Genomic DNA, 26,311 nt, shown 5'->3' with positions numbered 1-26,311 from the left:
TTGACAGGAATTGCAGCGCTGTATTTCCATTCATAGTGAATCCAATGCCTATGTTCCTGGTTTGAGGCGTAGGATGGGTGAAGCAAAGCGTAATCCATCGAACAGAGTATCTACCGGAAGCGGGAGGAGCATATAGGACATATCAATTTATTGACGTTGTGCATGGTAGGGGGATTGTAAGCCGAAACTATTTGCGTGTTGGAACTCTTTCGAGACAAGAGGCGGTACGCTTTCCCGTTATCATTGATGATATACGGTGCAATGAATGCAGGGTGGATGCGGTGTCAATCCTCTCGCTCGCGCAGATACCGTTCGAAAAAATCCAGGATGCGGTCTTCATATTCCTTGCCTGCATAGGCGTGCATGTTGAAATGCCCGCCGCCAGGAACAATCCACATTTCTTTGGGCTGCCGGGCAGCGTCAAACAACCGTCGGGTTTCCGCCACTTTGGTATGTTGATCGTCGGTACCGGAAATCAGCAGCAATGGCGCATTGAGATCGCCAATGCGTGTGATGGGGCTTAATTCGGTGGGTGAAATATCCAGGCGGAACGATAACTGCGACAGCAGGAGCGGCGAAAGCGCTGGTCCAAACTCGCCCAGATGGAGCCTCAAGCGGTTTTCGACGGCTTCCTCGATGGTCGGGTGGAGCGATTCGAGCACCACGGCGTCAAGTTTCAAGGCGTGTTGCGCCAGTACAATGGCAGCCGCGCCCAGCGACACGCCGATGGCTGCGATCCTCTCGGACGGGAAGTTCTCCCGCAGATAGGCAACGGAAGCTTCCACGTCTTCCGATTCGCGAACGCCAAAGGTGATCCGGTCTCCGTCTGTCTCGCCGTGCGCCTGCAGATCAATGAGAAGGACGCCATACCCCTGCGCGTTCAGGAACCTGGCACGGCTCAGCATCTCCACCCGGTTGCTCCGGATCGAATGAACCAGCAATAGCACGCCGCCTCCGCGCGCACCGCGCCGCAGCCAGCCATGCACCCTCGCATCCCTATCGCGGGAGCCGGCCTTGACGGGAATTTGCACAGGCTCGACCGGAAAATCGGTTGACAGCGTGCCGGCGAGGGAATCCACGGCGGTGGGGGCGGCGCCTGTCAGCAATTCGCCAACGCCAATGGCGACAAGTATTACGGCGGCCAGGCAAGCCGACATTCCTAGCAGAATCCAGCGGCGCATGTTTTCGGATGGTTGATGGGCTAAATAAAAACGCGTTTATTTTTCTGTCTTGCACGGATGGCGGGCGGATTGCCGGGTTGCGCTGCGTAGCCCGGATCTGCTATTTCATCAATAAGGTATAATAACAACATTGTTATTATACTTTTACAGAGTTACGGATGCGTTTTGAATATGACCACGAGAAAAGTGCCGCCAATAAAAGCAGGCACGGAATTGATTTTGATAGAGCGCAAGCCATATGGGATGACCCGGACCGGGCGGAAATCCCCGCCAGAGGTTTGGATAAGCCGCGTTATCTGGTCATCGGCAAAATCGACGGCGGGCACTGGTCTGCCGTAATGACTTACGGCAATGAAAGTATCCGTTTGATCTCGGTCAGGCGCTCTCGAAAAGAGGAGATGGAACACTATGAAAGCTTCTGACCTTGATAAGAAATTCGATGAGAATGACGACGTAACGGCGTGGCTGGACTTAAAAAAAGCGCGACGGCCTGGTCTTGAAGCGCGGCGCGTCAATGTGGATTTCCCCGCCTGGATGGTGCAATCGCTCGACAAGGAAGCACACCGCCTTGGCGTTACCCGCCAAGCGTTGATCAAGCTCTGGCTGGCGGATAAACTCGATCATCGCCATACCGGCTGAAGAGCTGAGTGTTTCCCGCCACGAAGCAGCCTGATCATGCGGTCGGCATACGGATATGATATCGGATACCTTGCGCCAAGCCGCCTGTTAGCTGATTTTCTTTCTATGACTATCCACCGTTCCCGATTTTGGGGCTTATGCAGGATCCCGGTTATCAGCCGTAGCATCGCGTTAAACAACTAGCCTGCCAGCACTTTCGAAGCGAGCGCGGTGCCGATGACGCGGGCTTGTATCTTTTCAAAGGCTGTGTCACGACTGGTGGATGTGTCATCGCAAAAAGGGGCGAAACCGCAGTCATCCGTTGTGCCCAGTTGGTCGACAGGAATGTACTTGGCCGCTTCGAGTATGCGGTCGCGGATTTGTTCCGGATTTTCTATGTGCGGATCGATGGGCGCGACGACGCCGATAAATATCCGCTGATCCGGTTTCATGTGCGCACGGATGATCTTCAGCACCCGCACGTAATCCTGTTCGCCCGCTAACGCGATATAAAAATTCCCCGCTTTCAAATGGAATAGACTGGGCAACAGCTCGGCATAATCGACATCGGCGCTATGCGTCGAATTCTGGTCGCTGCCAGGGCACGTATGGATTCCAATTCGCATCAACTCCTCGGAAGTAAAACGCGAGAGTGCCAGGTTATTCAAATCGATAAAACTGTTGAGGAGTTTCCCGGTGGGATCAAGTTTCATCGCCAGCCGTCCCTCGGTGAAGTCGATCTGAACCTTGTGCGCACCCTTGCCAAGGCAGCGGCGAATCTCGGTCTCATGTTCGCGCAGCAGATCATCGATGAACTGCGCACGCGAGTAGCCCGGGATCTCCGTGGCCGGATACATGAGGCTCAAGGCGGAAGCCGAGATAACCGCTTGCTTGACGGGGACGCGGGTGTGCCGCATGGCGCTATCCAGGTAGCGGTCCGCGTATAGCCTGTAGCGGAATGGCCCGGATTTCAGTTGCGGCATCCGGCGGTTGTGGCCGGCCTCGAATGGAATTATAAAGCCGTCCGGAGTCGTGTGTGGGTGCCCATCCACCGGATAGGTCCAGAAATTATGGTACTTCCTCTGTTCGCCATCGGTAATCACCGGTGAGCCGGTCGCCTCAAATCTCTCGATGGTATCCCTTATGGCAATTTCATAAAGCGCGTCGAGCTTCGGGTCCATGTGGTCTCTGTCCGCAAGCGCCTCGATCAGTTCAGGCGGTCTCGGAATGCTGCCAATGGGCTCGGTGGGGATTGTCATGCATAACTCCTGGTAGCTCTGCTTCTTACATCTTCGTTCTTACCTCTTGGTCTGCATCCACCTGGTCAGACTGCCGATGGTGGCAATCAGTTCGTGCGATTCGACAGGCTTGGAAAGATGCATCTGGTAGCCGGCGATCATCGCCCTGGTTCGGTCTTCAGACCGGGCAAACGCAGTGAGTGCAATGGCTGGCGTTGCTCCTCCGTGAGACGCCGGAAGATTCCTCACTTCGCGAATGAACTGGTATCCGTCCTGTTCCGGCATGCCGATGTCGCTTATCATCACATCCGGACGATGGCTCTTTACGATTTCCAATCCTTCCGCCGCGCCCGCCGCGGTGATGACCTCGGCTTCGCATTGCGTCAATATCTCATTGATGAGATCGCGGGAATCGAGCTCATCGTCGACCACCAGCACCGTCACCCCGGAGAGCCCGATGTAATCGCCATTAGAAGGCGAGGAGGCACGGTATTTCGGTGCTGCCGGGTGGGCGCGATCTTTGCCGTCGCGGATGGGGGCCACGGGCAGGCTGACGATAAAGGATGCTCCTTGCCCCTCGCCGGCGCTTTCCGCGCGAACCGTCCCCCCGTGAAGCCCCACAAGTTGCTTCACGATGGCAAGCCCCAGGCCGAGTCCGCCGTGATTGCGGGTGAGTGAAGAGTCGGCTTGCCGGAAACGGTCAAAAACGTATGCCAGGAATTCAGGTTTGATACCCAGCCCCGAATCCTTCACCGTAACCTCGATATGTGACTCCACACGTTCGACGATAACCTCGATATGGCCGCCCTTGGGTGTAAACTTGACCGCATTCGAAAGAAGGTTCCAGATGATCTGCTGGAGCCGGTTATGGTCGCCCGAAACCGGCCCGGCCGATGGGTCGATGATTTTCCGCAGCCGGATCGCTTTGGCCTCTGCCGCCGGAGCCATCGACTCGATTGCCGCCTCGGCGACGCCGGCGAGGTCCAGGCGCTGGACGTCCAGCCTTATTTTCCCCGAGATGATGCTGCTCATTTCAAGCAGATCCTCGATAAGCTTATTCTGGGCGCGCGCGTTTCGTTCGATCGTCTCCAAACCGCGCTGGATATCCTCCTTGCTCATCGTCCCCTGCAGAATGAGCTGGGACCATCCAAGAATTGCATTTAACGGCGTCCTGAGTTCGTGGGACAGTGTCGCGAGAAATTCGTCCTTGATGTGGTTGGCCCGTTCGGCTTCGCTTCGCGCGATCCGTTCATTCTCAAGCAGCTGCTTTTTCTCTTCGTCGGCACGCTTGATGGTGTCTATATCGGTATTCGAACCGACCCAGATCGATATATTTCCTTTGGTATCGCGCTTGGCATGGGCCCTGGTCAAATGCCAGCGGTACTGCCCGTCGGCCCGCCGGAAGCGGTGCTCCATCTGGAAAGGTTCTCCCGTGGCGAGAGAGTAGTGCCAGCGTCTGATATGCTCATCCACATCGTCAGTATGGATGAGCTTGGTCCACTCCCATTCTTCCATCTGCTCAAGGCTATGCCCGGTGTAATCCCTCCATTGTTGATTGAAATAGTCCACGCCGCCGTCAGCTCGCGCGGTAAATAGTTTATGCGGCATGGACTCCGCCATGAAGCGCAGGCGCTCGCCGCTTTCCCGTACGGCTTCTTCGGCGTGCTTGCGCGCCGTCACATCCCTGAAATTCCAGAAGCGGCCGATATTCTGGCCGTCAATGGACTGGATCTTGGAAAACTGTTCAAAAACCCGGCCATCGGCAAGCTCCAGCAAATCGTGGCTGTCCGCCGGCCAGGAGGCGTAAATCTGTGCCGTCCTTTCCAGGAACCGCTGGGGATCTTTCAACGATTTGCAGCAGTATTTCAGCAGTTGCCGGTGTTCGCTCAAATTCGTGATGTCCTGGGGAATCGGCCACATTCGCAGATACAGCTCATTGAATCGCAGTACCAGGCCGTCCTCATCGGTAACCAGGATTCCATCGGCAGTGGATTCTATGGTGGCGCGCAGGATCGAGAGAGAGTGGTCAAGCCGCCTCGCTCTCTCTTCCAGTGATTTTTTGGCCTGCTCGAGCTCGTGTTCGGCACGCTGGCGCGCCCGGAGAATAGTGTTGGAGGTTTGCAAAGCAACGGAACGCAGCAATTTCTCCTCATTCTCTTCTATCATTGCTTTCCCTTTCATTGATTTGTCGCGACGTGGTGACAAACGCCTATCCCCATCAGCGCGTTTGAGTATAACCCCATTCAGATTCAGGTCAATAAAATATCCGCGCCGGACGTAAACCGCGGACCGCGTGCTCGCCAAGCCCGTGCTTCGTAAGGGGTAATATACGACTGAACGCGGATGATTACCACCGGATTATGCGCTGGTCCGCCGCGAACGCCTGGTTCATGGATACATGGAGAAAGTAATGCCTGGCCGGAACAGCCGGAAGCATATAAAGCAAGGGTGTTGGCGGTGGTTGCTCAGACCGGCATGAAGGCCGCCTTGCAAGATTTGTGCTAATCTGGAATGGGAAAGGGCGAATGTCTGAGCGAACATTTTTCTTTTTATCGCCGCTCGGATTTACTATCGCAACCGGTGAACCCTCCAGACATCAGGACCAGGAACGCCAACCAGAAAACGGAGAAGAGATTATCCATGAATCAGTCTGAAATTCCGGCCTGGCTGCGCGGCAGCGAAATGGGCGAGCTCATTTATGTCCACGACTGGACGGAGTCCGGCTTGGGTCCGGTCCATGCGTGGCCCGCCAGCCTCAAGATCGCAGTTAACATTGTGCTGTTGCTGCCAACGCCTGCCACGTTGCTTTGGGGTCCGGAGCTCATACAGATCTATAATGACCGTAGTCGTGACATGATGAATGCCAAGCATCCCATGTGCCTGGGCCGGGCGTCGCGGGAATGCTGGCCGGAGGCATGGAGTTTTACCGAGCCGGTCTGCCAGGGCGTCATGCAGCGGCGCGAGTCGTTCACCTTCGACGATCAACCGTTAACCGTAAACCGCAACGGGACCCCCGAAGAGGGATTCTTCAAACTCACGTTCAGTCCCGTTCCCGGCGACATTTTCAATCATGGCGATGGCGACGCCGGCCTGCCCGGAGGGGTGCTCCTGACGGTAACCGAGACGACCGAATTGGTCCGCACGCGCGCGCTCGAAGCGGAACGCATCCGTCTCCAGGAGGCGCTGCAGGCAAAACGGATTCAACTGTTCGAGGAGGTATTCCGCAACACGCCGTCATTCCTGTATGTGCTCAGCGGACCGGAATTCGTCTTTGAGTTCGCCAATGAGGCGTTCTATCAGCTGGTGGGCCATCGCGAGCTGATCGGCCGCCCGGCCTTCGAAGCGCTCCCTGAAGCAGCGCAGGACGGCTTCCAGCACAGCCTGATCCAGGTAATGGCGTCCGGCAAGCCGTTCATTGGATTCGAGCAGCCGGTAAAAGTCGTTCGCACACCTGGCGACTCTCCTGAGGAGCGATTTATCGATGTCAGTTACCTGCCCCTGGTCGATGAGAATGGCGCTTGCCAGCGTATCCTGGTATATGGCATCGATGTTACTGCACATGTGGAAAAGCGTGAAAAAGCCGAGCTGGCGCTGCGCGAGAGCGAGATCCGTTTTCGCCGCGCACTTCAGATCGATACGGTCGGCATCATTTTCTTGAATTCGGAAGGCAATATTACGGAAGCCAATGATGCATTCCTGGCGATGAGCGGCTTCAGCCGCGAGGATGAGAAGGCGGGGCGATTGCGCTGCGATGAAATGACTCCGGCGGAATGGACTTCAGTTTCGTTGCGAGGTATCGAGGAATTCAAGGCCACGGGACGGACCACACCCTACGAGAAGGAGTTTTTTCGCAAGGACGGGTCACGCTGGTGGGCTTTGCTCTCCGCAAAACAACTCAGCGAGCGTGAAGGTGTTGAATATGTGATTGACATAACCGAGCGCAAGCGCGCCGAGCAGAGCTTGCGGGAGAGCGAGGCAAGGTTTCGCGCCGTGGCGGAAGCATCGCCCGCCCTGATCTGGCAAGTGGATGCGCGCGGGAACCCGGTGTATGTCAACCCGCGATTCGTGGAGATGATGGGAGTGACGGCGGAAAAGCTGATGCGTGTTGGCTGGCGTTCAATTATTCATCCGGACGATGCAACCGGTTACCTCGCCGCGTTCGAGCAGGTATTGCGCGACCGTTCCCGTTTTCAGCAGCGCGTCAGGGCGAAAACCAGCAAAGGCGAATGGCGCTGGTTTGAATCGTATGCGCTGCCATGGTTTACCGCGGCCGACGAGTATGCGGGACATGCCGGCCTGTCGATAGATGTCACCGATGCGGTCAGTGCGGAAACAGCGTTGAAGGAGACCGATCGCCGCAAGGACGAATTTCTGGCTACGCTGGCGCATGAGCTGCGTAATCCGCTTGCGCCGATTTCCAACGCACTGGCGCTTATCGCGCGCCCCGATGGCGCCGCAGCTATTCCCCGCCTGCTGCCGGTCATCAACCGGCAGGTCAATTACATGGTTCGCCTGGTGGATGACCTGCTGGAGATATCGCGCATTACCAGCGGAAAGATCGAACTGCGGCAGGCGCCTACCGAACTGGCTGGCGTGCTGCGCAACGCCGTTGAAGCGAGCATGTCGCTGATCAACGAAAAAGGACATACATTGAGCGTATTCATTCCTGAAGGGCCTTTGATTGTCCATGCCGACGCCGTTCGCCTGGAGCAGATATTTACCAATCTGCTCAATAATGCGGCGCGGTATACCAGGAATGGCGGGCAGATCTGGTTGACCGCGCGCCAGGAAGGCGATAATGCCGTTGTATCCGTACGGGATAACGGTATCGGTATCCTGCCGGACATGTTGCCGCGTTTGTTCGACATGTTTGCGCAGGAGCGCCGTAACGGCGTGGGGGCGCATGAGGGTCTCGGCATCGGGCTTAACCTGGTTTCCCGTCTGCTGCAAATGCATGGCGGCACGGTGGAAGCCACAAGTGAAGGAAAGGATCGGGGCAGTGAATTCGTCGTGCGCCTGCCGTTGTCGGAAGTATCCGCACGCGCGAAAAGCGCCGGACCGGAGAAAGCGGTTCCGGCGCCCCCCGGGTTGCGCGTCCTGGTGGTCGATGATAATCATGACGCCGCGGAAATCCTTGGCATGCTGCTTGCATCAATCGGCATTAACGTTCAGGTCGCGAACAGCGGGCCGGCGGCGCTTGCGGCAATTCCGGACTATCAGCCAAACGTGATCCTGATGGACATCGGCATGCCGGGCATGGACGGATACGAGGTCGCACGCCGTATCCGCGAGCAGCCGCAATTCAAGGATATCAAGCTGGTGGCGCTGACCGGGTGGGGCCAGGAGGAAGACCGCCGGCTTTCCCGTGCCAGCGGTTTCGATCATCACCTGACGAAACCGGTGGATTTCAAGGTCCTTGAGGATTTGATCGCTGCGATGTAGAGTCAATCCCGTTTTTCCTGTCTGCCGCGCCCACGTGTCTTTTCTCGCCTTTTTTTGCGCATACTTTTTGATGCGTTGTCCCCGGATGTCTGCGCCAAGCCGGCCGGCACCCCGCATATCGTTAAGTGCGCTACTGCACAGCTAGCGCAAGATATTGCCCATAGTATCCAGTCTTGGGTCATTCCCGGTTTGATGCTTGTGCGGACCGCGGTACCGCAGCCGGCGCAACCACTTTTGCAACCGGCGCAGTTTTTCCATGGGTGGTAAATGGATGATGAATGGCGTTTTACTTCGCTCTTCCAGAGAGTTTATGGAATCTGCTCAAGCACGTCGGTTCCGTTCAGCAGCGACGTATCTCCGAGAGCTTGCCTTGGACTTGTAGCCGGTCATTTTCATCGTTGTTTATGGTAATTTAGCAGGGAGAAAACCATGTCCGCTTCACTTAAACCTCTGAATGAACAGGTGATCGTTCTGACCGGTGCCTCAAGCGGCATCGGCCTTTGCACTGCAAAACTGGCCGCGGCGCGCGGCGCGCGGCTAGTGCTGGTCGCACGCAGCGAAGCGACCCTTCAGGATCTGGCGGCGCAATTAGTCGATGCCGGCGGTGAAGCCATGCATGTTGTCGCGGATGTCGGCGATCGAGAGAGAATGCTGTTCGTTGCCCAGGAAGCCATCGCTCGCTTCGGCCGTATCGACACCTGGATCAATAACGCCGGCGTATCGATCTTTGGCCGCCTGGACGAAGTCAGCGAAGCCGACAGCCGGCGCCTTTTCGACACAAATTTCTGGGGCGTGGTAAATGGCTCGCTTGCCGCCCTGCCACAGCTGAAAGCGAATGGCGGTGCTCTCATTAATGTGGGCAGCGAAGTATCCGAAGCCGTGGTGCCGCTGCAGGGCATGTATTCGGCATCCAAGCACGCGGTCAAAGGATTTACCGATGCGCTTCGCGTGGAAGTCGAAGACGTGGACAAGGCACCGGTATCGATTACGCTGATTCAGCCGACCGCCGTCGATACGCCGTATCCGCAGCATGCCAAGAACTATATGGACAGGGAACCAAAATTACCGCCGCCCCTGATCGACCCCGAGGAAGTTGCCGAAGCGATTCTGAAAGCGGCAACCGACGGCGGCCGCGATATAAAGGTTGGTGCGATGTCGGTTGTCAACACCACGATAGCGAAGCTGATGCCGAGCCTTGGCGACAAAATGTCTGCCCGACGGATGGAAAGTCAACAGGAAAACTCCGCGCCAAGTCATCCCGAAGGCACGTTATACGAGCCCGGAAAAACTGGCTTGATTTACGGCCACGCGCTTGATGAATCTTGATGTGACTTGTTTCCATTCTGAGGAATCCACCTTGATTTTTTTGAGTTTATGTGCGTCTCCGTACATAAAAAGGCAATTCTGCCGCATAACATGAATACATATCTTTAGCTTTTCATAGTGAAGATAGCGCTTCCGAAGACATCAATGCGTGTTGGGTAAAAAGGATGCCGGCGGAAAATTTCATAGTCAGCAATCAGCCAACAAGGAGATAAACATGCCTACATCAAAAAGCGGTGGCGACGGCCAGAGCAAACGCGGTTTTGCTTCCATGGACGAAAAGAAACAGCGGGAAATTGCCAGCAAGGGCGGGAAGGCTTCCCACGCGAGCAGTTCCAAGTCTTCCTCCAGCCGTGGGGGGAGCTCGGGGCAGCACGCCAAGGCCGGCAGCCAGAGCCATAAAAACGGTTAATGCCATTTGCGGAAAAAGGTGGGGATTCCTTCACCTTTTTTCGCTCTTCTATTTAATGCGTGGAGAAGCAGCCCGTGTTACCGGTCATTATTGACTGGCTTAGGAGGCGCCGCCGAAACCGGTGGCTATTAAACCTCGGCTCGCCATGCAATTCGTAGGCGGATATCTCCACCCTCTCATATTGATACCGATAGATACAGGAAAATATGATGAATAAGGCATTTCTGTTACTTGCCCTGCCGAATACGCTGGCATACGCCGCTTCGGCTTTTGCCGATGAAAAAGTTCAATGGTCTGATGTGCCGGCGCAGGGCCAGAAAACAATAACCAGTCACGCCGGCGGCGGGAAAATCGAGGAAGTCGAGAAAGATGCAAGGAAATAGTGGCTGGCAAGCCAATTACCGTCTACGAAGCCGAAGTAAGGAAGCCCGATGGCAAGAAGATTGAAATTAAAGTCGCCGAAGACGGCAAGCTCATCAAGGTGAAAGACGATTAGATTGCATCCGGTTGCCAACCCTGTCGGGTGTTTTCACATACATTTTTTATTACAGGAGAGCTATCATGAATTTCCAGACAATTTTGAAAGGCCGGACAGTTCAAGCCCTGACGCTTTTGAGCGCCTTGGCCCTAGCTGGCGCCGGGCATGCGCAAAGTTACGGCTCAGGAGACAAGGATTCCGCAAGTTCTTCCGGCTCTACATCAGGCCAGTCTTCGCAAAAGCCGAAGAAGGACTACGATCAGTCAGAGGGGGTGAAGGGCCAGGCAAAGGAAGAAATTGACCGCAGTGTAGAGAAAGACATAAAGCGGGACAAAGAGCACAAATTGGACCCGAGCAAACATCGCAAGGATCCGAACCCCTGATAAGCGAAGCGCGGGCTGGAACGTGCCCGCGCTGTTTTTATATATCTTCGCCTTACCAGTGTCCTTGCTGGTCGGGCCTCAAATCTGCCTGAAATTTCTGCCGGCAGTGTTGCGTAATGAGAATTAAGCACGACTTCTTGAATCGTCACTTCATGCGCGTTCAGTTCTTCAACTCATGGGCCCGCTCTTTGGCAAGTTGAGCCATGACTCGCTATGACTTCTTTCGGCGCTTGACGTCTGCCTTGCTGGTGAGTGCGCTACATGCCGGATGCAGGTTCAATGACTCCCGCAACGGGTGACAAACCGCTCTATGCGCCTCAGGCCGCAAGAGACGTAGAGGGATTCGATTCCCTGGCCGAGCTGGCGCTGGATATGCGGTCGTCCTGGCGGCACGATGCGGATCATATATGGCGACAACTGGATGCGGCGCTTTGGGGGCTGACGCATAATCCCTGGGTCGTTTTACAGACCGTTTCGCGGGAGAAGCTCCAGCACGTTTTTGCCGATCCCACGTTCCGCAAGAATGTCGATGACCTTGTGCAAGCGCAGCGCGACGCGGCAAAGGTGCCAGCCTGGTTCCAACAAAAATGCCCGCAATCTTCGCTCACGTGCGTCGCCTATTTCAGCATGGAGTTCATGTTAAGCGAGGCACTGCCGATTTATTCGGGCGGGCTTGGCAATGTGGCCGGCGATCAGCTCAAGGCCGCGAGTGATCTCGGCGTACCGGTTGTCGGTGTGGGGCTGCTCTACCAGCAAGGGTATTTCCGGCAGGTGATCAACAAGGATGGAAGCCAGGAAGCCCTGTTTCCGTATAACGACCCCGGGCAGTTGCCGATTACGCCATTGCGCCGGAGGGATGGGGAATGGCTGCGGTTGGAAATCAAGCTCCCAGGTTACTCCGTCTGGGTACGCACCTGGCAAGTGCAGGTAGGGAAGGTGAAGCTGTATCTGCTGGATAGCAATGATGCGGCAAATTTTCCGGCGCACCGGGGCATCACCAGCGAGCTTTATGGCGGCGGCCCGGAATTGCGTCTCAAGCAGGAACTGCTTCTTGGAATTTGCGGATGGCAGCTGCTGGATGCGCTCGGCATCAAGCCGGAAGTCTGCCATTTGAACGAAGGCCACGCGGCATTTGCCATATTGGAACGTGCCCGCCGTTTCATGGAGGAAACCGGACAGACTTTCGATGCCGCGCTATCCGTTACACGCGCGGGCAATCTGTTCACCACGCATACCGCGGTGACTGCCGGCTTCGACCGTTTCGTTCCAGCTCTTATTGAACAATATCTCGGTGACTACGCTGAAAGGCAACTCGGGATAACGCGCCGCGATTTACTGGCCCTGGGCCGGAAGAATCCCGATGATCCCTCAGAGCCTTTCAACATGGCCTACCTGGCGATTCGCGGGAGCGGGGCGGTCAATGGCGTGAGCCGCTTGCATGGACGCGTGAGCAGGCATCTCTTTGCACCCCTTTTTCCACGCTGGCCCACGGAAGAAGTACCGGTCGGCCATGTGACCAATGGGGTTCATATCCCCACCTGGGATTCCGAGGCCGCCGACAAGCTCTGGACCCTGGCCTGCGGAAAAGGACCATGGCTGGGGACAACGGAAACGCTGGAGCAGAATATCCTCTGCGTCTCCGACCTGGATCTCTGGCGGTTCCGCCTGGCGGAGAGCAGGGCGCTGGTTGAGTTCGTCCGGGAACGGCTGTCCCTGCAACTCGCCGTATCGGGAGCGTTGCCGCACACCGCTGAAGCCGCAAAGCGCTTGCTTGACCCCGACGCCTTGACGCTGGGTTTTGCGCGGCGGTTCGCAACTTACAAGAGACCGGACCTGCTGTTGCATGATCCGGAACGGCTGTTGCGGTTATTGAATAATCCGAAGCGCCCGGTGCAGCTCATCATGGCGGGCAAGGCGCATCCCGCGGATCAAGCCGGTCAGGCCCTGATTCGGGAGTGGACGCATTTTATCCGCCGCGCCGGGGCGAGCGCCTCCGTGATCTTTCTTAGCGACTACGACATGCAATTGACCGAACAGCTGGTCCGGGGAGTGGATGTCTGGCTCAACACGCCGCGGCGACCCTGGGAGGCGAGCGGGACGAGCGGAATGAAGGTACTCGTCAATGGCGGCATCAATCTATCTGTACTGGATGGATGGTGGGCGGAAGCCTACATGCCGGAACTGGGGTGGGCGCTAGGGGACGGGCAGGAACACGGCGATGATCCCGCCTGGGACGCTGTCGAAGCGGAAGCTCTCTACAACCTGCTTGAATACGAGGTGATTCCCGAGTTCTATAACCGCGACAAGCAAGGCGTTCCTGTTGCCTGGGTGACGCGCATGCGAAAGAGCATGGCGCAGTTGACACCTCGCTTTTCGACAAATCGCGTGGTGCGGGAATATACGCTGCAACACTACCTCCCGTCCGCCGTTGCCTATCACGAGCGGACTGCCGGCAACTGCGCCCTTGGCAAGAAAATTTCAAACTGGCAGCAGGAGCTGGAACGGAAATGGTTCGCCTTGCGCTTCGGCGAAATGACGGTCGAGACTGACAACGGGCAGCATGTATTCACGGTCCAGGTCTATTTCGATGACCTCGATCCGGATGCGGTGCGTGTCGAGCTGTATGCCCAGGGAATTATCGAAAATACGCCGGTGCGACAGGAGATGAAGCGCCTGCATCAACTGGCCGCAAGCAACGGTTATGCATATGAAGCAAGGGTGCCTGCCGCCCGTGCCACCTCCGACTATACGGCGCGCCTGATACCAAACCACGATGGCGTAACCGTTCCCCTGGAAGCCCCGCAAATTCTATGGCAGCGATGATATTGGCAACGGCTACCTGAACAGGTATTGCCTGGCTGCCGCACGGTTGTACGGTATCGCACTGAATGTGCCTGCAACGCGGGTATAGCATATTGTTTGGCGCTGTTGCCACACTCATTCCAGGAGCCATCATGGGAAATTCCCCTGAAAACAAAGCGGATCAGTCAGCGGACGAACCAGTTGAACAGACATCGGACCAGTCACCGGAAAAATCCGTGGATGAAGGCGACCCCGTCAGTGATGAAACTCATGGAAACAGGGCTGAAGAGAAAATAGAAGAGCGCGCTGCCAAAAAACAGCAGACGCACGAGGAGGCAAAGTCCATTACCGGATCCGAACCGCACAAAGACAACAGGAACGAACATCCGGGAGAAGGCCCGGCGCCGCTTGACCGGTACTAGGGAATATCGGAGTTAGAGAATATTTGACCAACTCATCGAGGTAGTCCATGGCGTGGGGCTTTTTGGGTTGCCTCAGAGGCAGGGAAACGAGAAGCGAACGGTCGAATGCCCTCGCGAGAGCACCGGAAAATACGACAGGCTGGAATAGCCGATACCGAAATCGTCAATTACTACGTTCCAGTGGAGTATTTCCGTGCCGATAACACGTCCGGTTGAAAGCGCTATCTGCGGCTGGTCTACCGTGAAGATTTCACCACATCCAGCACCAGCGCAAGTCGCGTTCAAGGCTGCGTTTTCAGTTGCCCGAGGCCAGGTGTTCAGAATAGAATTTATACTGGTTCCGGCCGGCCTCTTTGGCAGAATACATCGACGTATCAGCGGTGCGGAGCAAGCTGCTTGCATCGTTACCGCTGTCCGGATAAAGGCTTATCCCTATGCTTGCGGTGATCGTCAGCTCATGTTCCTCTATTGAATAGGGTAGAGACAACGCTGCAATGAGCTTCTCGGCAACCCGTCCCGCGTCTTCCGCGGCTTCAATCTGGCTTAGCAAGACAATAAACTCATCACCTCCCCGCCGGCTTACCGTGTCGGTACGGCGCACTGCGGATTGCATGCGCTCTGCGACAATTTTAAGCAGCCTGTCGCCAATTTCATGGCCAAGCGAATCGTTAATCAGCTTGAAACGATCGAGATCGACGAACAATAACGCCAACCGATTGGAATACCGGGCAGCGTTCCCGATGGCAATTTTCATGCGATCTGCCAGCAACGCGCGGTTAGGCAGGCCGGTCAGCGAATCGTAGTAGGCGAGATGCTGAATGCGCTCTTCCGACTCTTTGCGCTGGGTAATATCGCGCGCAACCTTGGATGCGCCAATAATCCTGCCTGTACCATCCTTCACCGGTGATATCGTAACGGAAACATCAATTGGCTTGTTGTTCTTGCCCCACCGCACGGTCTCGAAATGATCTACGATTTTTCCGCTCTTGATGAGACCCATGATTCTGCTTTCTTCTTCCAAACGGTCAGAGGGAATCAACCCATAGATGGAACAACCTATGATTTCGCTCGCACGATAGCCAAAAATTCTTTCGGCGCCGGCATTCCAGTTCGTAATGATACCGTTGAGATCTTTGACAATGATTGCATCATACGAGGACTCCACGATGGCCGCCAACTGTGCTGTGAGGACCTCGGCCTGTTTGCGTTCTGTGACGTCTCTGAAGCTCCAGACACGACCTGTGTTTCCCTCTTCCACAAGCTTGACCTTCGTATATCGTTCAAACACCCGACCATCGTTAAAATGAAGCATATCAAAAGTTTGTTGCGGCCATGTCGCATAAATTTTTTCGGTTAACAGAGTGAACTGCTGAGGATCTTTCAAATGGTTGCAGCAATATCGGATGAGAGGCGGGTGTCTCGCAGTTTCCATGAGTTCGCGCGGCATTTGCCACATCTCAAGATAAAGCTGGTTATAGCAAAGTATCTTGCCATTCTCGTCTGTGACCAGAATGCCGTCGGCCGTCGATTCTATGGTTGCTCGCAACATGGAAAGAGAGCGATCAAGTTCCGCCGTTTTTTCCTCCAATGCTTTTTTTGCCCAGTCTAGCTCGTATTCGGCACGCTCACGCCCCACGAGAATGGCGTTGGAAGTTTGCGCGGCGGCAGATCGCAACAGCATGTCCTGCTTGCTTTCATTCCCCCCGAATGATTCAACCACGCTGTCTTCAGCTTCCTCCTTCCTTTCCTCCTGAAGAAGACCTGATTGGCGTGGCTCGTTATTACGCTCTCTAGTCATTTTTTAGCGGTTTGATACGTGAACAAAAAAAGAAAGTAAAAACCCATCGACGCGCTCCATCCAGTTGGACCAGCCTCAAAAGGCCGCGTCGCGATAGTCAATTTCCTTCGCAGAAGCCTGTAAAAGTACCGCCGGGCATCATCTGCGCCCGCGGGTTGCAGCGATATCGAGCCCTCGCTGTTCGCTCACTTCTCTTCTGTATCGTAGACAGTGATGGTTAAATTACACGAATTTCACCGTCCCAATTTGCAACCGGCTCTCCGGGACAGAGATCAAGTGGCGCTGCTGGACATTTCGCGGCGCTCTGCGCACTGCTCAGCGAAAATTAGCCGAGGCCTGGCAGATTTTTGCACAATTCGTCATCAGACGAAAACGCCTGGCTTCCGCTTGCTGCCTGCCTCAACAACGATTCACGGCTGCTCAAGGCAACCCTGATGACATTGAGTGGTATCGTATATAGCTTCAGCTCGTACGCGCCCATGTATAAATATGCCTCTTTCAAGAAGTGGAGTCTGTACGGAAACTAACGGTCGATCATGCTTGGGGGTTTGTAGCGGAAAATAGCGCTTTTGCAGCCATTTTTTTTCAAGTCGTACAAGCATAATTTTGTGGAGGAAAACTGTTAACACCTCATGCTCCTTGAGCAGGAGGAACAATCTATTATTGACAATAATTATCATTATTATTAGCATTACCTATAGCGGGAACACTCTTTGAGAAGAGAGCACCTGTATTCCGTCTGTCTGTAAATGGAGAAGCTTTCATACGGGCAGTCACCGCCATCGCAGTCACATAATTTGGAGCATCTTCCGGTTGTCACAGTCGTTTTTACCCTATGAAAAATTTCAAAGACCAGCACGATAAACCCTCGGTCAGGCTGCTGTTAGCCGCCTTGTCATGGCTAACCACCAGGCGGCGGTGTCCTCCCGATCGCGCCACCCAGTCGGCCATCGCCCATCACCTCCATATGCTCGTGCTGCACCCTGCCTCCGATAACATCGATATTCAGGCAGGTTTCTATATGGCCGGCAGGACAGGCATGGATGCCGACGGGCTCCTCGCCCGTTTCGGTGACACCGCGACGCGCTATCATTGAACTCTGTGATTCTCCCGGACTCTGCGAGCTGAAATCAGCAGCTGGCAGCCTGCCGGGCTTAACGGAAATCGGCTGCAAAAGCGTCTGGACGGGAGATATTTCACCGCTTTTTCGACCAATAGAGCAACTATTGGCTTTCAGAATCGTCAAAATCTGTCCTCGCCAGGTCACTCTCTCGCATCGATTCAAGTCCGACAGGCTGCTAGCGCAAACAAACTTTTTGCGGCACTTGAACTTCATCTTTTTGGTAAGTGGCATCATTTTGAGGAAGGGCGCAGAACGCTCGCTTTTCTGTCGCTCTTTATTATTTGCGGAGTTCGCATGAAAAGATTCGCGATATTGAAAAACACGCTTATTCATTCCCTGACGCTGACCGCGCTGGTCATCGGCGTGGGAGCGGCCGGAGTTCTGCGCGCCGAGGGCGGTTTGGTAACCCCGGCAGGACAACGCGCCGCTCCGCCAGGGGCAGGTGGTATGCAAGGGCAGGATAATATTCCAGGACACGGGGCAAGCCGCGTATTCCCGGCGCGCAAACCATGAAGCCCGGTCAAAACCAGGGATACGGGAAGAAGGACGGCCAATCGAAGAACGATACGGATATGGATTGGCGGGGAGACGGCGGCAACTCGGGGTATAGTTCAGGTAGCAGCGCGGGTAGCGGTACCGGAAGCAGTGCGGGTGGAGGCGCCACCGGAATCGGAAGTGGAGGCGGGGGCGGCGGTTATTGAGAGAGAGCAGCGAATGAAATATCGTCCGGTAGAAATTCAAGCGTAGCAGCCCCAATGCCAATTTTCTCCCGCAACCAGCTCGCTCCATTGCCTTTACTGCCTCCCTGTGCCCCGCTTTCGACACCTTCAACATCCAGTGATATGGCTGGCAGGGCAGGTAGGGGCACAAGCGGGCTCTTGCGAGCATTGCTGCCAACCCTCATTGAACTTTCCTGGAACCTATCCTCGAAGAGGAGCCTCTGAATAATCCTTCCGTCAAGCCTGTCAGTGACAAAATCAGCATATTCAAAGGTTCCCTATGCTCCCGCAAACTCTGCGAGTATTATCAGGTTTACTAACGAGGAAGATATGAACAGGCAAAAATACATGTCAACGCTTGAACGCTTTTATTGCTTTATCCTGGCGGCGTTGCTGGGCGCGGCTTTGATCAAACCTGCCTTTGCGAATGAGGCCCTCAGTAGAAAGGACAGGCAAACAGGTTTCCTGGTTTTGGCCGCGGATCGCGGCTTTGTGGGGAACGAGGAGATTATTGATGAGTTCCACATGTTTGCCAAAGGGCGCAATGCCTCATTGATATTCGTTACCGACGAGCGTACCCGGAAATATCTCAAAAGCGGTGTGGATATGCTCCTGAAGAAAGGGGCCGAGCGTATTGTGGTGATTCCCCTGTTTATCTCCGCCGCGGCGCCGCGTTATGAACTTGCCTGCCAGCTGCTGGAAGGCGAAAAGCCGGCGGTTCCCATTTCCTATGCGCGTCCTTATGGCGAGAGCTTCCTTGCAGTTGAGGATCTGGCCGATAAATTTCGCGTCATCTCGCAACCCGCGGCTGCCAGCGTGGTGGTTGTCGGTTATGGAGCCATCGATGACGCAAGCGAACGGAAGATGAAGGCGGACTGGCAACGTATCGCAGAGAAAGCGGCTGCGGGTTTTGGTTTTTCATCGATCAACGTAGTGATCGGCCGTGATAAAAAAGACGACGATGCGGAGGAGCGCGCCGCCAGGTTAAAACAGGGACTGGCCGAGGCAGCGGACGGAGCCAGGAGCGCCGCGGATGGAACGCATAAAACCCTCGTGGTGCCGTTTCATTTCGGTCCCAAGTTCGACAGTATGATGACTTTCGATGGGGGGCTGAAACGGTTGCTGCCTTCCGGCGTTGAGCTTCTGGCCGATGGCAAGCCGGATATTCGCACCGATGCCAGCGCGGCGACGGGAAACCTGGCAACCTGGCTGCAACGCGAAGCAAACCGGAGCCAGCCGATTGCCAGGGAGGATGTCGGTGTGGTGATTTTATCCCATGGTTCCGATTTTAACTGGAACGAGACCATGCGCGAGGCAGTCCAGCCGCTGATGGAGCGGTACAAAATCGAGTTTGCGTTCTCCATGGCGGACCAGGCGACCATCGAACGCGCACTACGCAAGCTGGAGCAGCGCGGCGCAAGAGCAGCGGTAATCGTGCGCGTATTTGCCATGGAAGACAGCTTTCGCAAGAGTATCGAGCGTATGGCCGGACTGGATATAGAAAGTGGAGTCCAGAACGCCTCCGACGCCCATGCCAGTCATGGCCATGGCCATGGACATGGACATGGAGCAGTCAGTGCTGTTCCGGGTTCCCGTATTCGTACCAGTCTGCCAATTCAAACAGTGGGCGGTCTTGGCTCCAGCCCCCTGTTTGCCGCCGCGCTGCTTGACCGGGCGCGCACGCTATCAAAAAATCCGGCGCAGGATACCGTTATCCTGGTCGCACACGGTTCCGGCAGCGACCACCAGAATGCGCAATGGAACAGGAGGCTGGAGGAAATCGCGGAGCATATGCGGAAGGCCAATGGCGCCAGCGGCGAATTTCGGGCGATCAAGGTGGCTACCTGGCGGGAAGATTGGCCCGACAAGCGCGCACCCTGGATCGACAAGATCCGTACCCTCGTTGAAGAGGCAAAAAGTGGCGGTGGAAGAGCCATTGTGATCCCCGCGAGAACCACCGGCGTGGGTCCCGAGAAAAAATTCCTGGCCGGACTGGAATATGATTTAGGCAGCGGATTTGCGCCGCATCCGATGTTTGTGCGATGGGTGGATGAAAACGTCAAGACGGGGTTGGCGCAATTCGCCGATGCGCGCAGTAGTGGAATGGCCACGGTGGAGGCGGAGAATTATGTTTCATACCCGGAAAAAGGGTGGTGGTGAAATCGATCAACAGCTGGTGATGGGTTTCGCTTTGCTGCACCCATCCTACGCCTCCGGGGCGGATGGAAAGTGTCTTGCGGCTTGCCGGGACAGAAATTTCGGGTAATTCTCTTCAAGAACCTGCTTCGGCAAGTTTTTCTTATTTCGGTCTCCCCTTCGGTTTGATTTACGTAATCAAGCGAACATACGAGGCCGGTGAGCGCGTGCAACCATGCAACCTTTAATCAAAATCCTTTAAGGATGAGCCATGAAAACAATCAAACTTGCGGCAGGCTGTTTTGTCATCGGCCTGTTGCTGACACCCACCGCCGGGTATTCCGGGGATAAGAACAGGCATCATTCAAGTGCCGGAGAATCCAGCAAGGACTCGGTAATAACCACAAAAATAAGGGCGAAAATGGCTGCTGACAAGCACGTCAGCCCGATGAACATCAACGTCGATACGGATAAGGATGGTGTTGTCGTGCTGAGCGGAAACGCGAAGAGCCAGTCCGAGATGAACCAGGCGATTTCAATTTCACGCTCTGTGAACGGCGTTACCAAGATCATTAACCACATCAAGCTCTGAAAGGAACAATTAGAAGTGTTAGCCGGTTACGCTACGACAACCGGCTTGGGTTTTAGCGTTCGGAAAGAACAACCGATTGCTGGATGCCCTTGCTCCGTCCCCCTGTCCATTCCCCCGCCGGCAAAAACCGCATCCCGTATGAGCGACGGCCCCGCCGTGTGGCGGCATCCGCCAGCGGCACGGATTGCATGCTGGCGGGGGACACCCCGCCCGCCAGCCCGGAACCTACCGCGGCCTTCATTTGTTCTCTTAAGATACTCTGTAAAAAGGGTTTTTTTGTATATGAGCGTTGTCGCACAGAAATAATGCGAACTTGCGCATATAAAAAAGCCATTACAAGATAAAAAAGGATAAAAAAGGACAATTTTTTAAAGCGGCAATATTTGCAGAAGGATGCATTCGAGCCAAGAGGTGGCAATTGACCAACGAGGATCTTATAAGCTTGCCGTATCCTCCCCTGGAGAAAATCCCCGGGATCGGGGCGTTGCTGAGGCGACCATCCCGCGTTGCGGATTTCGAGGCCGAAAGCCGCGCGCTTGTTGGCCTGGCCGATGAGCTTTCGAATCATCCGCGTAACTTGCTGCAGAGGCTGACAGAGGTGGCGCTTGAACTATGCCACGCCGACTCGGCCGGGGTCAATATTCTCGAATCTGATGGAAAGTCGTTCCGCTGGGATGCGTGCGCAGGATTGCTGGAAAAGAATATCGGCACTTTGATGGTTCGGGTCGGCAGCCCCTGCGGGATGGTGATAGAGCGCGATTCGCCCATCCTGATTGAAAAACCATCCAGTTTTTTCGCCCTTCCGCCCAACATACCGCCCATTGCGGAGCTTTTACTCCTGCCTTTTCATGATGGGAAGAAGCCTATTGGAACGGTATGGGTGATCGCACATTCTCCCGACCGCAAGTTCGACGGGGAAGATGTTCGCCTGCTGGCGAGCCTGTCACGCTTTGCCTCGGCAGCATATCAATTTATTCGTTCCATAGATAAGGGCATGAATGCGCGCGACTTCCTGGAAAAACGGGTAGACGAGCGCACGAAAGCGTTGTCGGTGGCAAACAGGGCGCTTCGAGACCAGATTTCAGAACGCGAACGGATCGCGGAAGCACTGCGGGAGGCCCAAAGCCGCCTCGAAGCCGAGCTTTCCTCCATGAATCGTCTCCATGCGCTCAGTTCTCGCCTGGTGAACACCTCGGATCTGCCGTCCGCGCTGGAAGAAATCCTGGGAGCGGCCGTTGCGTTGCTCGGGACCAATATGGGAACGATCCAGCTGTATGATCCAGTCACTAAATCATTGACCATTGCCGCTCACCAAGGCTTTAAACAGGATTTTCTCGACTATTTCGGAACTGTCGATGCGGAGGGCGATGCGGCATGCTCGCGCGCGCTCGCCAGCCAGCAGCGGATGGTGATCGAGGATGTCCAGGTGGACGAACGCTATGCAATCCACCGCGCGGTCGCCAACCGCGCCGGCTACCGGGCAGTCCAGTCCACGCCCCTGTTCAGCCGCGATGGAAAACCGCTCGGCATGCTGTCCACGCATTTTCGCACCCCGCATATGCCGGCCAAGCGTGAACTGAGAATACTGGATTTGTACGCGCGGCAGGCGGCCGATTTCATCGAGCGCCTGCTTATCGCAGAGCGGCTGCAGGATGCCGATCGGCGCAAAGATGAGTTTATCGCGACTCTTTCACACGAATTGCGCAACCCCATCGCGGCGATAGACAGCTCGGCGCGGCTGATGCAGTCGCCGGGACTCGACGGCAGCCAATGCGAATTCGCGGCGCAGGTGGTTCAACGCCAATGCAAGGCGATGAAGATTCTGCTGGACGATCTCCTGGATGTGTCGCGCCTGACGCTGGGGCGGATGACGCTGCACAAGCAAAACGTGACGCTGGCTTCCGTCATCGACTCCGCGCTGGAAACCGTACAGCCTCTTATCGACGGGCCCAATCATACGTTGTCGGTAACAAAACCGCCTTCGTCAGTGGTGGTTTACGGCGACCCGATACGGCTTACCCAGGTTTTCTCCAACCTGTTATCCAATGCAGCCAAGTATACCGATGCGGGGGGCAGGATCACCCTTGATGTCAAGACGGGCGCTGAAAATGTCGTGATAAGCGTTGGGGACAACGGCATAGGTATCGAGCCATCCTGCACCGAGGAAATATTCGGCATGTTTTCGCAGAGGAAAACCAAGAGCGACCGGGCCGCCGCCGGATTGGGTATCGGGCTTGCCCTGGTGCGCGCCATCGCCGAGTTGCACAGCGGCTGGGTTCGCGCCGAGAGTAACGGGTTAGGGCAGGGCAGTACTTTCCATGTTGGCCTTCCCCTGGCGACGGCGCGCGAGATCGCCTCGCCTGTGCCAACCCCCCCAGTCCAGCCAGCATCATCTTTACTGCCGCCACATTCTGATTCTGAGTCTGACGCGTCGCAAGAATCTCATGTATCTCCTCATGCCAAGGCGCGATATCGCATCCTTATCGCGGACGACAACACGGCGGCAGCCACCGCGATTTCCATGTTATTGCAACGCGACGGGCATGAGACAAGGGCCGTTCACGACGGCCGCGCAGCCTTGGAAGAGGCAGCGCGGTTTCTGCCGGACATCGCGTTGCTGGACATCGGCATGCCTCATCTCAATGGCTACGAAGTGGCACGCGAAATCCGCGCCGCCTCATGGGGCGCGGACATGCGCCTGTTCGCGGCTACCGGGTGGGGACAGGAAAAGGACAAGATGCTTGCAAAGGAAGCCGGGTTTGACGTTCATCTGACCAAGCCAATTGATTTCAAGCAGTTACTGGCGCTGATAGAAGAGCACAGGGGAAAGTAACAATACCCTGACGCGCTGTCACCTTGGCAAAGCGATTTGGCCTATTTTCCGTCTTGACAAGCCCGTTATTTGCCCACTGATCCGGGTATTTTGATGGATTGCGCTCTGCTCTATCCATCCTGCTTAGGGGAGGTGTTTCATGGATAGATTGCGTAAATGGCCGGCTCCCCCTTCTGATGAACCTAAAAATTTGCGATGACCGTCACGCGATAGATGCGTGGCGCACCGGGCAGTATGTTGTTGTTGTTGTGGGCGGCCGCAACGTAGTCGACATCGGCTATATTTTCAAGATTTGCCTGCACCCGCAAAACCTTGGTGAGCTTGAGGAAGATTGCCGCGTCCAGCCGCGTATAACCCGGAAGTAGCACGGTATTGTCGAGCGAGGCGTACATGCTGCTGCGATGAACCACGCCCAACCCGCCGCCCAGCACCGGCGAAAAATCATAGCGATTCCACGCCGACACCGTATGTTTGGGGACTTGTGCCACCACCGCGCCGGCGTTGGCACCGCTTATCGCGCGAGTAATTTCGGCATCCGTATAAGCGTATCCTCCCATGATGCTCCATTGCGGGGTGATGCGTCCGATCAAGCCAACTTCAGCTCCCCTGGCGCGCTGCCCGTCGACCAGCATGGTTTGGCTGGGATCACCGGGAACGGGTGCGATGACATTGCTGCGGTCCAGTTGATATAGCGCCGCGGTAAGCGCCAGATCGGGACGGACATCCCACTTGGCGCCCAGCTCCAGATTCGTGAACTGTTCCGGTTTAAGCGCCGCATTACTCAGCGCTAGCGAGGTTAACTGGTCGCCGGCCCGGGGCACATAGGCCAGGCTGTAGTTGCCGTAAATCGAAACCGATTCGATCGGCTTATAAATCAAACCGACTCTTGGTGAAAGCAAGTTGTCGGTAACATGGAATTGCTGACCATTGTTGTTGTTGCGGAATTTTAAATCGAAGCTATCGTAGCGTAAGCCCAGGATGGCGTTAAGTTTAGGATGGAGTGTAATCTGATCCTGCAGATATACAGCGGCTACTTCGACCACGCCGTGATTGTTAGCGGTCGGGCCACCGGCGATGCCGAGTGGGTCAGGTCTGAATGTGACGGGAGTCAGGCTAATCGGATTGGAAAAGGGTACGCTTGAATTCCTGCCGCCCCCCGTAAAATTGTTATTGAAATAGCCGTTATTGCGGAAGTTATCCGTCACCTGGCGGCCATACTCCACGCCGGCCATGAACTCATGCTTTAGCGGACCGGTATTCAGGGTATACAAAAAATCGGTCTGATTGAAAACATTGCTGCGCTCGGTCGCATCGTTATAGGCCTGAATAGCTACCGTTCCTGTGGTTGCCGCTCCGTTGGCAAATATATTCTGGTAAAACTTGTCGTAAACGGCATAACGCGTGCGATTGCGCACGGTGAGGTTGTTGTCGAATGTGTGCTCCACAAGCGAGTTGAGTGCCTTGACGTCGATAATGACCGGGCTGCGGTTCGGATCGCCGAAAAATGTCGAGCGATGGGTGTCGGCCGGACGGCCTGAATCAATGACGCCAGATGTCGTTCCAAACGAAGGGATGCCGCGATCCGCCACGCGGTTATCGGTAAAATACTCCCCACCCAAAACAATTTTGGTTTGCGCGCCGGGCTTGATGGTAAAGGTGGGGTTGACCCCGCCACGTTCGAGCTCCACCCCGTTACGGAAGCTGTTCGAATGTTCGTACATGGCGTTGAGCCGGAATGCAACGACATCATTCAAGGGTCGGCCGATGTCGATTGCGATGCGCTTATGACTGAAAGACCCATACTGTACCGCAATTTCATTGATAGGCGTCCAGCCAGCCTCCTTGGTTACACGGTTGATCACGCCGCCGGCGCCGCCACGGCCGAAAATCATGCCGTTGGAACCCTTCAGGACTTCAACCCGCTGTATGTTGTAGAGATCGCGAATATACTGAACGTCATCGCGCAGCCCATCAACATAGAAATCTCCTGTCGAGTTGTTGCCACGGAAAATCACCGCGTCGCGATTGCCTTCCCCTTGCGATACATGGACACCCGGCACGTAACGTACCACGTCGGAGATGCCCAGCATATTTTGATCCCTGATTTGATCCTGCGTCACAACGGTTATGGATTGCGGTACATCGCGCAAAGGGGTGTTGGTCCGGGTAGCGCTGAACGCCTGCGTGGCGAGATAACCGTCCACCGGGCCTAACGTGTGCGCGGTGACATTGACCGGTGGCAGGACGGCGACTTGAGCGTCCGCCGGGGTAGATTTCCTGATGACATATCCGCCGGCCTGCGGCACCGCTTGCAGGCCGCTTCCCGCCAGCAGGCGGTTCAACCCGGCCTGAACGGTAAAGCTGCCCTTCAGTTCCTGGGCTGCTATTCCTTTCACATCCGCCGCAGCGAACGAAACGTTTATGCCCGCCTGTTTCGAAAATTGATTGAGCGCTGTTTCAAGCGACCCGGATGAGATATCGTATGCCTGGACGGCGGCGCTAACGGGCTTATCCGTTTCGGCAAAAGCGCTGCCGGGGAGAATCACGGCGGTACTCACCCCAAAGCAGATTAACGCGCTGTGCAATGCCAATACTTTTGCCAGCGAAGTACGACGATACTTTTTTTTGTTGCCGCTTTCCGCGATGCGATTGCACGCTGCTTTTAAATGGACATTACTCGGTCGCATGATACTTCCCCTTTGCAATTAATTGATTGTGCCAGCTTTATTTTTGCACTTAAGCTCTTGTTGTTTTTCTATATATTGATTCCCCGCATCGCCTTGTACGGTGCAGCTTTAATGTGCCTTTATA

Annotated in this window: 23 protein-coding genes; 15 read left to right on the top strand and 8 right to left on the bottom strand. The window is 55.5% G+C overall.

From position 1 onward, the window contains the following. Positions 1-284: 284 nt before the first annotated feature. Positions 285-1,181 carry an alpha/beta hydrolase gene (locus BLP45_RS05555; protein ID WP_090370626.1) on the bottom strand — a complete coding sequence of 299 codons (897 nt, stop codon included), beginning with the start codon at positions 1,179-1,181 and terminating at the stop codon, positions 285-287. Positions 1,182-1,339: 158 nt separating this feature from the next. Between BLP45_RS05555 and BLP45_RS05550 the strand changes: the two genes are divergently transcribed. Continuing rightward, entirely contained in the window at positions 1,340-1,603 is a 264-nt protein-coding gene (locus BLP45_RS05550) for a BrnT family toxin (protein ID WP_090370624.1), read from the top strand. Next, the gene (brnA, locus tag BLP45_RS05545; RefSeq protein ID WP_090370622.1) at positions 1,590-1,820 is read left to right on the top strand and encodes a type II toxin-antitoxin system BrnA family antitoxin; all 231 of its coding nucleotides are present in this window, start codon (positions 1,590-1,592) and stop codon (positions 1,818-1,820) included. Before BLP45_RS05550 ends, brnA begins: the two co-directional genes overlap by 14 nt. Positions 1,821-1,999: 179 nt before the next feature. Here the strand turns inward: brnA and BLP45_RS05540 are convergent, their stop codons facing one another. Both BLP45_RS05540 and BLP45_RS05535 read right to left on the bottom strand, forming a co-directional pair. Beyond that, positions 2,000-3,058 (bottom strand): cobalamin-independent methionine synthase II family protein, encoded by a 1,059-nt coding sequence (locus BLP45_RS05540; RefSeq protein ID WP_090370620.1) that lies wholly within the window; start codon positions 3,056-3,058, stop codon positions 2,000-2,002. Positions 3,059-3,097: 39 nt separating this feature from the next. Beyond that, positions 3,098-5,203: a PAS domain-containing hybrid sensor histidine kinase/response regulator gene (locus BLP45_RS05535; RefSeq protein ID WP_090370618.1), complete on the bottom strand. Its 2,106-nt coding sequence runs from the start codon at positions 5,201-5,203 to the stop codon at positions 3,098-3,100. Between the two features lie 474 nt (positions 5,204-5,677). On the opposite strand from BLP45_RS05535, the gene BLP45_RS05530 reads away from it, so the two are divergent. The 7 genes from BLP45_RS05530 to BLP45_RS05500 all read left to right on the top strand — a co-directional run bounded on the left by BLP45_RS05530 (position 5,678) and on the right by BLP45_RS05500 (position 14,299). After that, positions 5,678-8,479, top strand: a complete 2,802-nt coding sequence (locus tag BLP45_RS05530) for a hybrid sensor histidine kinase/response regulator (protein ID WP_090370934.1) — start codon at positions 5,678-5,680, stop codon at positions 8,477-8,479. A gap of 429 nt (positions 8,480-8,908) precedes the next feature. Continuing rightward, positions 8,909-9,805 carry an SDR family oxidoreductase gene (locus tag BLP45_RS05525; RefSeq protein ID WP_090370616.1) on the top strand — a complete coding sequence of 299 codons (897 nt, stop codon included), beginning with the start codon at positions 8,909-8,911 and terminating at the stop codon, positions 9,803-9,805. Positions 9,806-10,019: 214 nt separating this feature from the next. After that, positions 10,020-10,214, top strand: coding sequence for a KGG domain-containing protein (locus BLP45_RS05520; protein WP_090370614.1), 195 nt, complete (start codon positions 10,020-10,022; stop codon positions 10,212-10,214). Between the two features lie 206 nt (positions 10,215-10,420). Then, complete coding sequence (locus tag BLP45_RS14910) at positions 10,421-10,597, top strand: hypothetical protein (protein WP_256327704.1); 177 nt, start codon at positions 10,421-10,423, stop codon at positions 10,595-10,597. A 178-nt stretch (positions 10,598-10,775) separates the two neighbouring features. Next, on the top strand, positions 10,776-11,075 hold the full coding sequence (locus BLP45_RS05510; RefSeq protein WP_090370612.1) for a hypothetical protein: 300 nt from the start codon (positions 10,776-10,778) through the stop codon (positions 11,073-11,075). Positions 11,076-11,354: 279 nt separating this feature from the next. Beyond that, positions 11,355-13,898 carry an alpha-glucan family phosphorylase gene (gene glgP / locus BLP45_RS05505; protein ID WP_090370610.1) on the top strand — a complete coding sequence of 848 codons (2,544 nt, stop codon included), beginning with the start codon at positions 11,355-11,357 and terminating at the stop codon, positions 13,896-13,898. 131 nt (positions 13,899-14,029) lie between these two features. Further along, positions 14,030-14,299, top strand: coding sequence for a hypothetical protein (locus BLP45_RS05500; RefSeq protein ID WP_090370607.1), 270 nt, complete (start codon positions 14,030-14,032; stop codon positions 14,297-14,299). Between the two features lie 72 nt (positions 14,300-14,371). Here the strand turns inward: BLP45_RS05500 and BLP45_RS14905 are convergent, their stop codons facing one another. Beyond that, complete coding sequence (locus BLP45_RS14905; protein ID WP_256327703.1) at positions 14,372-14,584, bottom strand: hypothetical protein; 213 nt, start codon at positions 14,582-14,584, stop codon at positions 14,372-14,374. Positions 14,585-14,594: 10 nt separating this feature from the next. Further along, positions 14,595-16,097, bottom strand: coding sequence for a diguanylate cyclase domain-containing protein (locus tag BLP45_RS05495; RefSeq protein WP_256327702.1), 1,503 nt, complete (start codon positions 16,095-16,097; stop codon positions 14,595-14,597). Between the two features lie 835 nt (positions 16,098-16,932). Between BLP45_RS05495 and BLP45_RS05490 the strand changes: the two genes are divergently transcribed. The 3 genes from BLP45_RS05490 (at position 16,933) to BLP45_RS05480 (ending at position 17,921) form a co-directional block, all read left to right on the top strand. Next, positions 16,933-17,193, top strand: coding sequence for a hypothetical protein (locus tag BLP45_RS05490; RefSeq protein WP_090370605.1), 261 nt, complete (start codon positions 16,933-16,935; stop codon positions 17,191-17,193). 321 nt (positions 17,194-17,514) lie between these two features. Next, on the top strand, positions 17,515-17,733 hold the full coding sequence (locus BLP45_RS05485; protein ID WP_090370603.1) for a hypothetical protein: 219 nt from the start codon (positions 17,515-17,517) through the stop codon (positions 17,731-17,733). Beyond that, a complete protein-coding gene (locus BLP45_RS05480; RefSeq protein ID WP_090370602.1) occupies positions 17,730-17,921 on the top strand; it encodes a hypothetical protein in 192 nt (63 codons plus the stop codon). The genes BLP45_RS05485 and BLP45_RS05480 overlap by 4 nt, the downstream gene beginning before the upstream one ends. Here the strand turns inward: BLP45_RS05480 and BLP45_RS05475 are convergent. Beyond that, complete coding sequence (locus BLP45_RS05475) at positions 17,915-18,124, bottom strand: hypothetical protein (protein WP_090370600.1); 210 nt, start codon at positions 18,122-18,124, stop codon at positions 17,915-17,917. The genes BLP45_RS05480 and BLP45_RS05475 overlap by 7 nt on opposite strands. Positions 18,125-18,269: 145 nt before the next feature. On the opposite strand from BLP45_RS05475, the gene BLP45_RS05470 reads away from it, so the two are divergent. Continuing rightward, on the top strand, positions 18,270-20,099 hold the full coding sequence (locus tag BLP45_RS05470; RefSeq protein ID WP_090370598.1) for a CbiX/SirB N-terminal domain-containing protein: 1,830 nt from the start codon (positions 18,270-18,272) through the stop codon (positions 20,097-20,099). A gap of 247 nt (positions 20,100-20,346) precedes the next feature. After that, entirely contained in the window at positions 20,347-20,667 is a 321-nt protein-coding gene (locus BLP45_RS05465) for a BON domain-containing protein (protein ID WP_090370596.1), read from the top strand. A gap of 52 nt (positions 20,668-20,719) precedes the next feature. On the opposite strand, the gene BLP45_RS14335 is transcribed toward BLP45_RS05465, so the two are convergent. After that, positions 20,720-20,908 (bottom strand): hypothetical protein, encoded by a 189-nt coding sequence (locus BLP45_RS14335; RefSeq protein WP_143002406.1) that lies wholly within the window; start codon positions 20,906-20,908, stop codon positions 20,720-20,722. Between the two features lie 201 nt (positions 20,909-21,109). Here BLP45_RS14335 and BLP45_RS05455 point away from each other — a divergent pair, with 201 nt between their 5' ends. Then, positions 21,110-23,500, top strand: coding sequence for a hybrid sensor histidine kinase/response regulator (locus tag BLP45_RS05455; protein ID WP_143002405.1), 2,391 nt, complete (start codon positions 21,110-21,112; stop codon positions 23,498-23,500). Positions 23,501-23,682: 182 nt separating this feature from the next. Here BLP45_RS05455 and BLP45_RS05450 read toward each other — a convergent pair whose 3' ends face one another. Then, on the bottom strand, positions 23,683-26,187 hold the full coding sequence (locus BLP45_RS05450; protein WP_090370591.1) for a TonB-dependent siderophore receptor: 2,505 nt from the start codon (positions 26,185-26,187) through the stop codon (positions 23,683-23,685). Positions 26,188-26,311 lie beyond the last annotated feature (124 nt).

The sequence above is a fragment of the Nitrosospira sp. Nl5 genome, from assembly GCF_900102495.1.
GTDB lineage: Bacteria > Pseudomonadota > Gammaproteobacteria > Burkholderiales > Nitrosomonadaceae > Nitrosospira.
The sequence above is the reverse complement of the archived record's forward strand: the minus strand, read 5'-3'. Positions and strand labels throughout refer to the sequence as shown.

What these genes read in the sequence shown, in the direction of transcription:
- BLP45_RS05555 (WP_090370626.1), bottom strand. Translation starts at nt 1,181, where the DNA reads ATGCGCCGCTGGATTCTGCTAGGAATGTCGGCTTGCCTGGCCGCCGTA.
- BLP45_RS05550 (WP_090370624.1), top strand. Translation starts at nt 1,340, where the DNA reads ATGCGTTTTGAATATGACCACGAGAAAAGTGCCGCCAATAAAAGCAGG.
- brnA (WP_090370622.1), top strand. Translation starts at nt 1,590, where the DNA reads ATGAAAGCTTCTGACCTTGATAAGAAATTCGATGAGAATGACGACGTA.
- BLP45_RS05540 (WP_090370620.1), bottom strand. Translation starts at nt 3,058, where the DNA reads ATGACAATCCCCACCGAGCCCATTGGCAGCATTCCGAGACCGCCTGAA.
- BLP45_RS05535 (WP_090370618.1), bottom strand. Translation starts at nt 5,203, where the DNA reads ATGATAGAAGAGAATGAGGAGAAATTGCTGCGTTCCGTTGCTTTGCAA.
- BLP45_RS05530 (WP_090370934.1), top strand. Translation starts at nt 5,678, where the DNA reads ATGAATCAGTCTGAAATTCCGGCCTGGCTGCGCGGCAGCGAAATGGGC.
- BLP45_RS05525 (WP_090370616.1), top strand. Translation starts at nt 8,909, where the DNA reads ATGTCCGCTTCACTTAAACCTCTGAATGAACAGGTGATCGTTCTGACC.
- BLP45_RS05520 (WP_090370614.1), top strand. Translation starts at nt 10,020, where the DNA reads ATGCCTACATCAAAAAGCGGTGGCGACGGCCAGAGCAAACGCGGTTTT.
- BLP45_RS14910 (WP_256327704.1), top strand. Translation starts at nt 10,421, where the DNA reads ATGATGAATAAGGCATTTCTGTTACTTGCCCTGCCGAATACGCTGGCA.
- BLP45_RS05510 (WP_090370612.1), top strand. Translation starts at nt 10,776, where the DNA reads ATGAATTTCCAGACAATTTTGAAAGGCCGGACAGTTCAAGCCCTGACG.
- glgP (WP_090370610.1), top strand. Translation starts at nt 11,355, where the DNA reads ATGACTCCCGCAACGGGTGACAAACCGCTCTATGCGCCTCAGGCCGCA.
- BLP45_RS05500 (WP_090370607.1), top strand. Translation starts at nt 14,030, where the DNA reads ATGGGAAATTCCCCTGAAAACAAAGCGGATCAGTCAGCGGACGAACCA.
- BLP45_RS05495 (WP_256327702.1), bottom strand. Translation starts at nt 16,097, where the DNA reads ATGACTAGAGAGCGTAATAACGAGCCACGCCAATCAGGTCTTCTTCAG.
- BLP45_RS05490 (WP_090370605.1), top strand. Translation starts at nt 16,933, where the DNA reads ATGAAAAATTTCAAAGACCAGCACGATAAACCCTCGGTCAGGCTGCTG.
- BLP45_RS05485 (WP_090370603.1), top strand. Translation starts at nt 17,515, where the DNA reads ATGAAAAGATTCGCGATATTGAAAAACACGCTTATTCATTCCCTGACG.
- BLP45_RS05480 (WP_090370602.1), top strand. Translation starts at nt 17,730, where the DNA reads ATGAAGCCCGGTCAAAACCAGGGATACGGGAAGAAGGACGGCCAATCG.
- BLP45_RS05475 (WP_090370600.1), bottom strand. Translation starts at nt 18,124, where the DNA reads ATGAGGGTTGGCAGCAATGCTCGCAAGAGCCCGCTTGTGCCCCTACCT.
- BLP45_RS05470 (WP_090370598.1), top strand. Translation starts at nt 18,270, where the DNA reads ATGAACAGGCAAAAATACATGTCAACGCTTGAACGCTTTTATTGCTTT.
- BLP45_RS05465 (WP_090370596.1), top strand. Translation starts at nt 20,347, where the DNA reads ATGAAAACAATCAAACTTGCGGCAGGCTGTTTTGTCATCGGCCTGTTG.
- BLP45_RS14335 (WP_143002406.1), bottom strand. Translation starts at nt 20,908, where the DNA reads ATGAAGGCCGCGGTAGGTTCCGGGCTGGCGGGCGGGGTGTCCCCCGCC.
- BLP45_RS05450 (WP_090370591.1), bottom strand. Translation starts at nt 26,187, where the DNA reads ATGCGACCGAGTAATGTCCATTTAAAAGCAGCGTGCAATCGCATCGCG.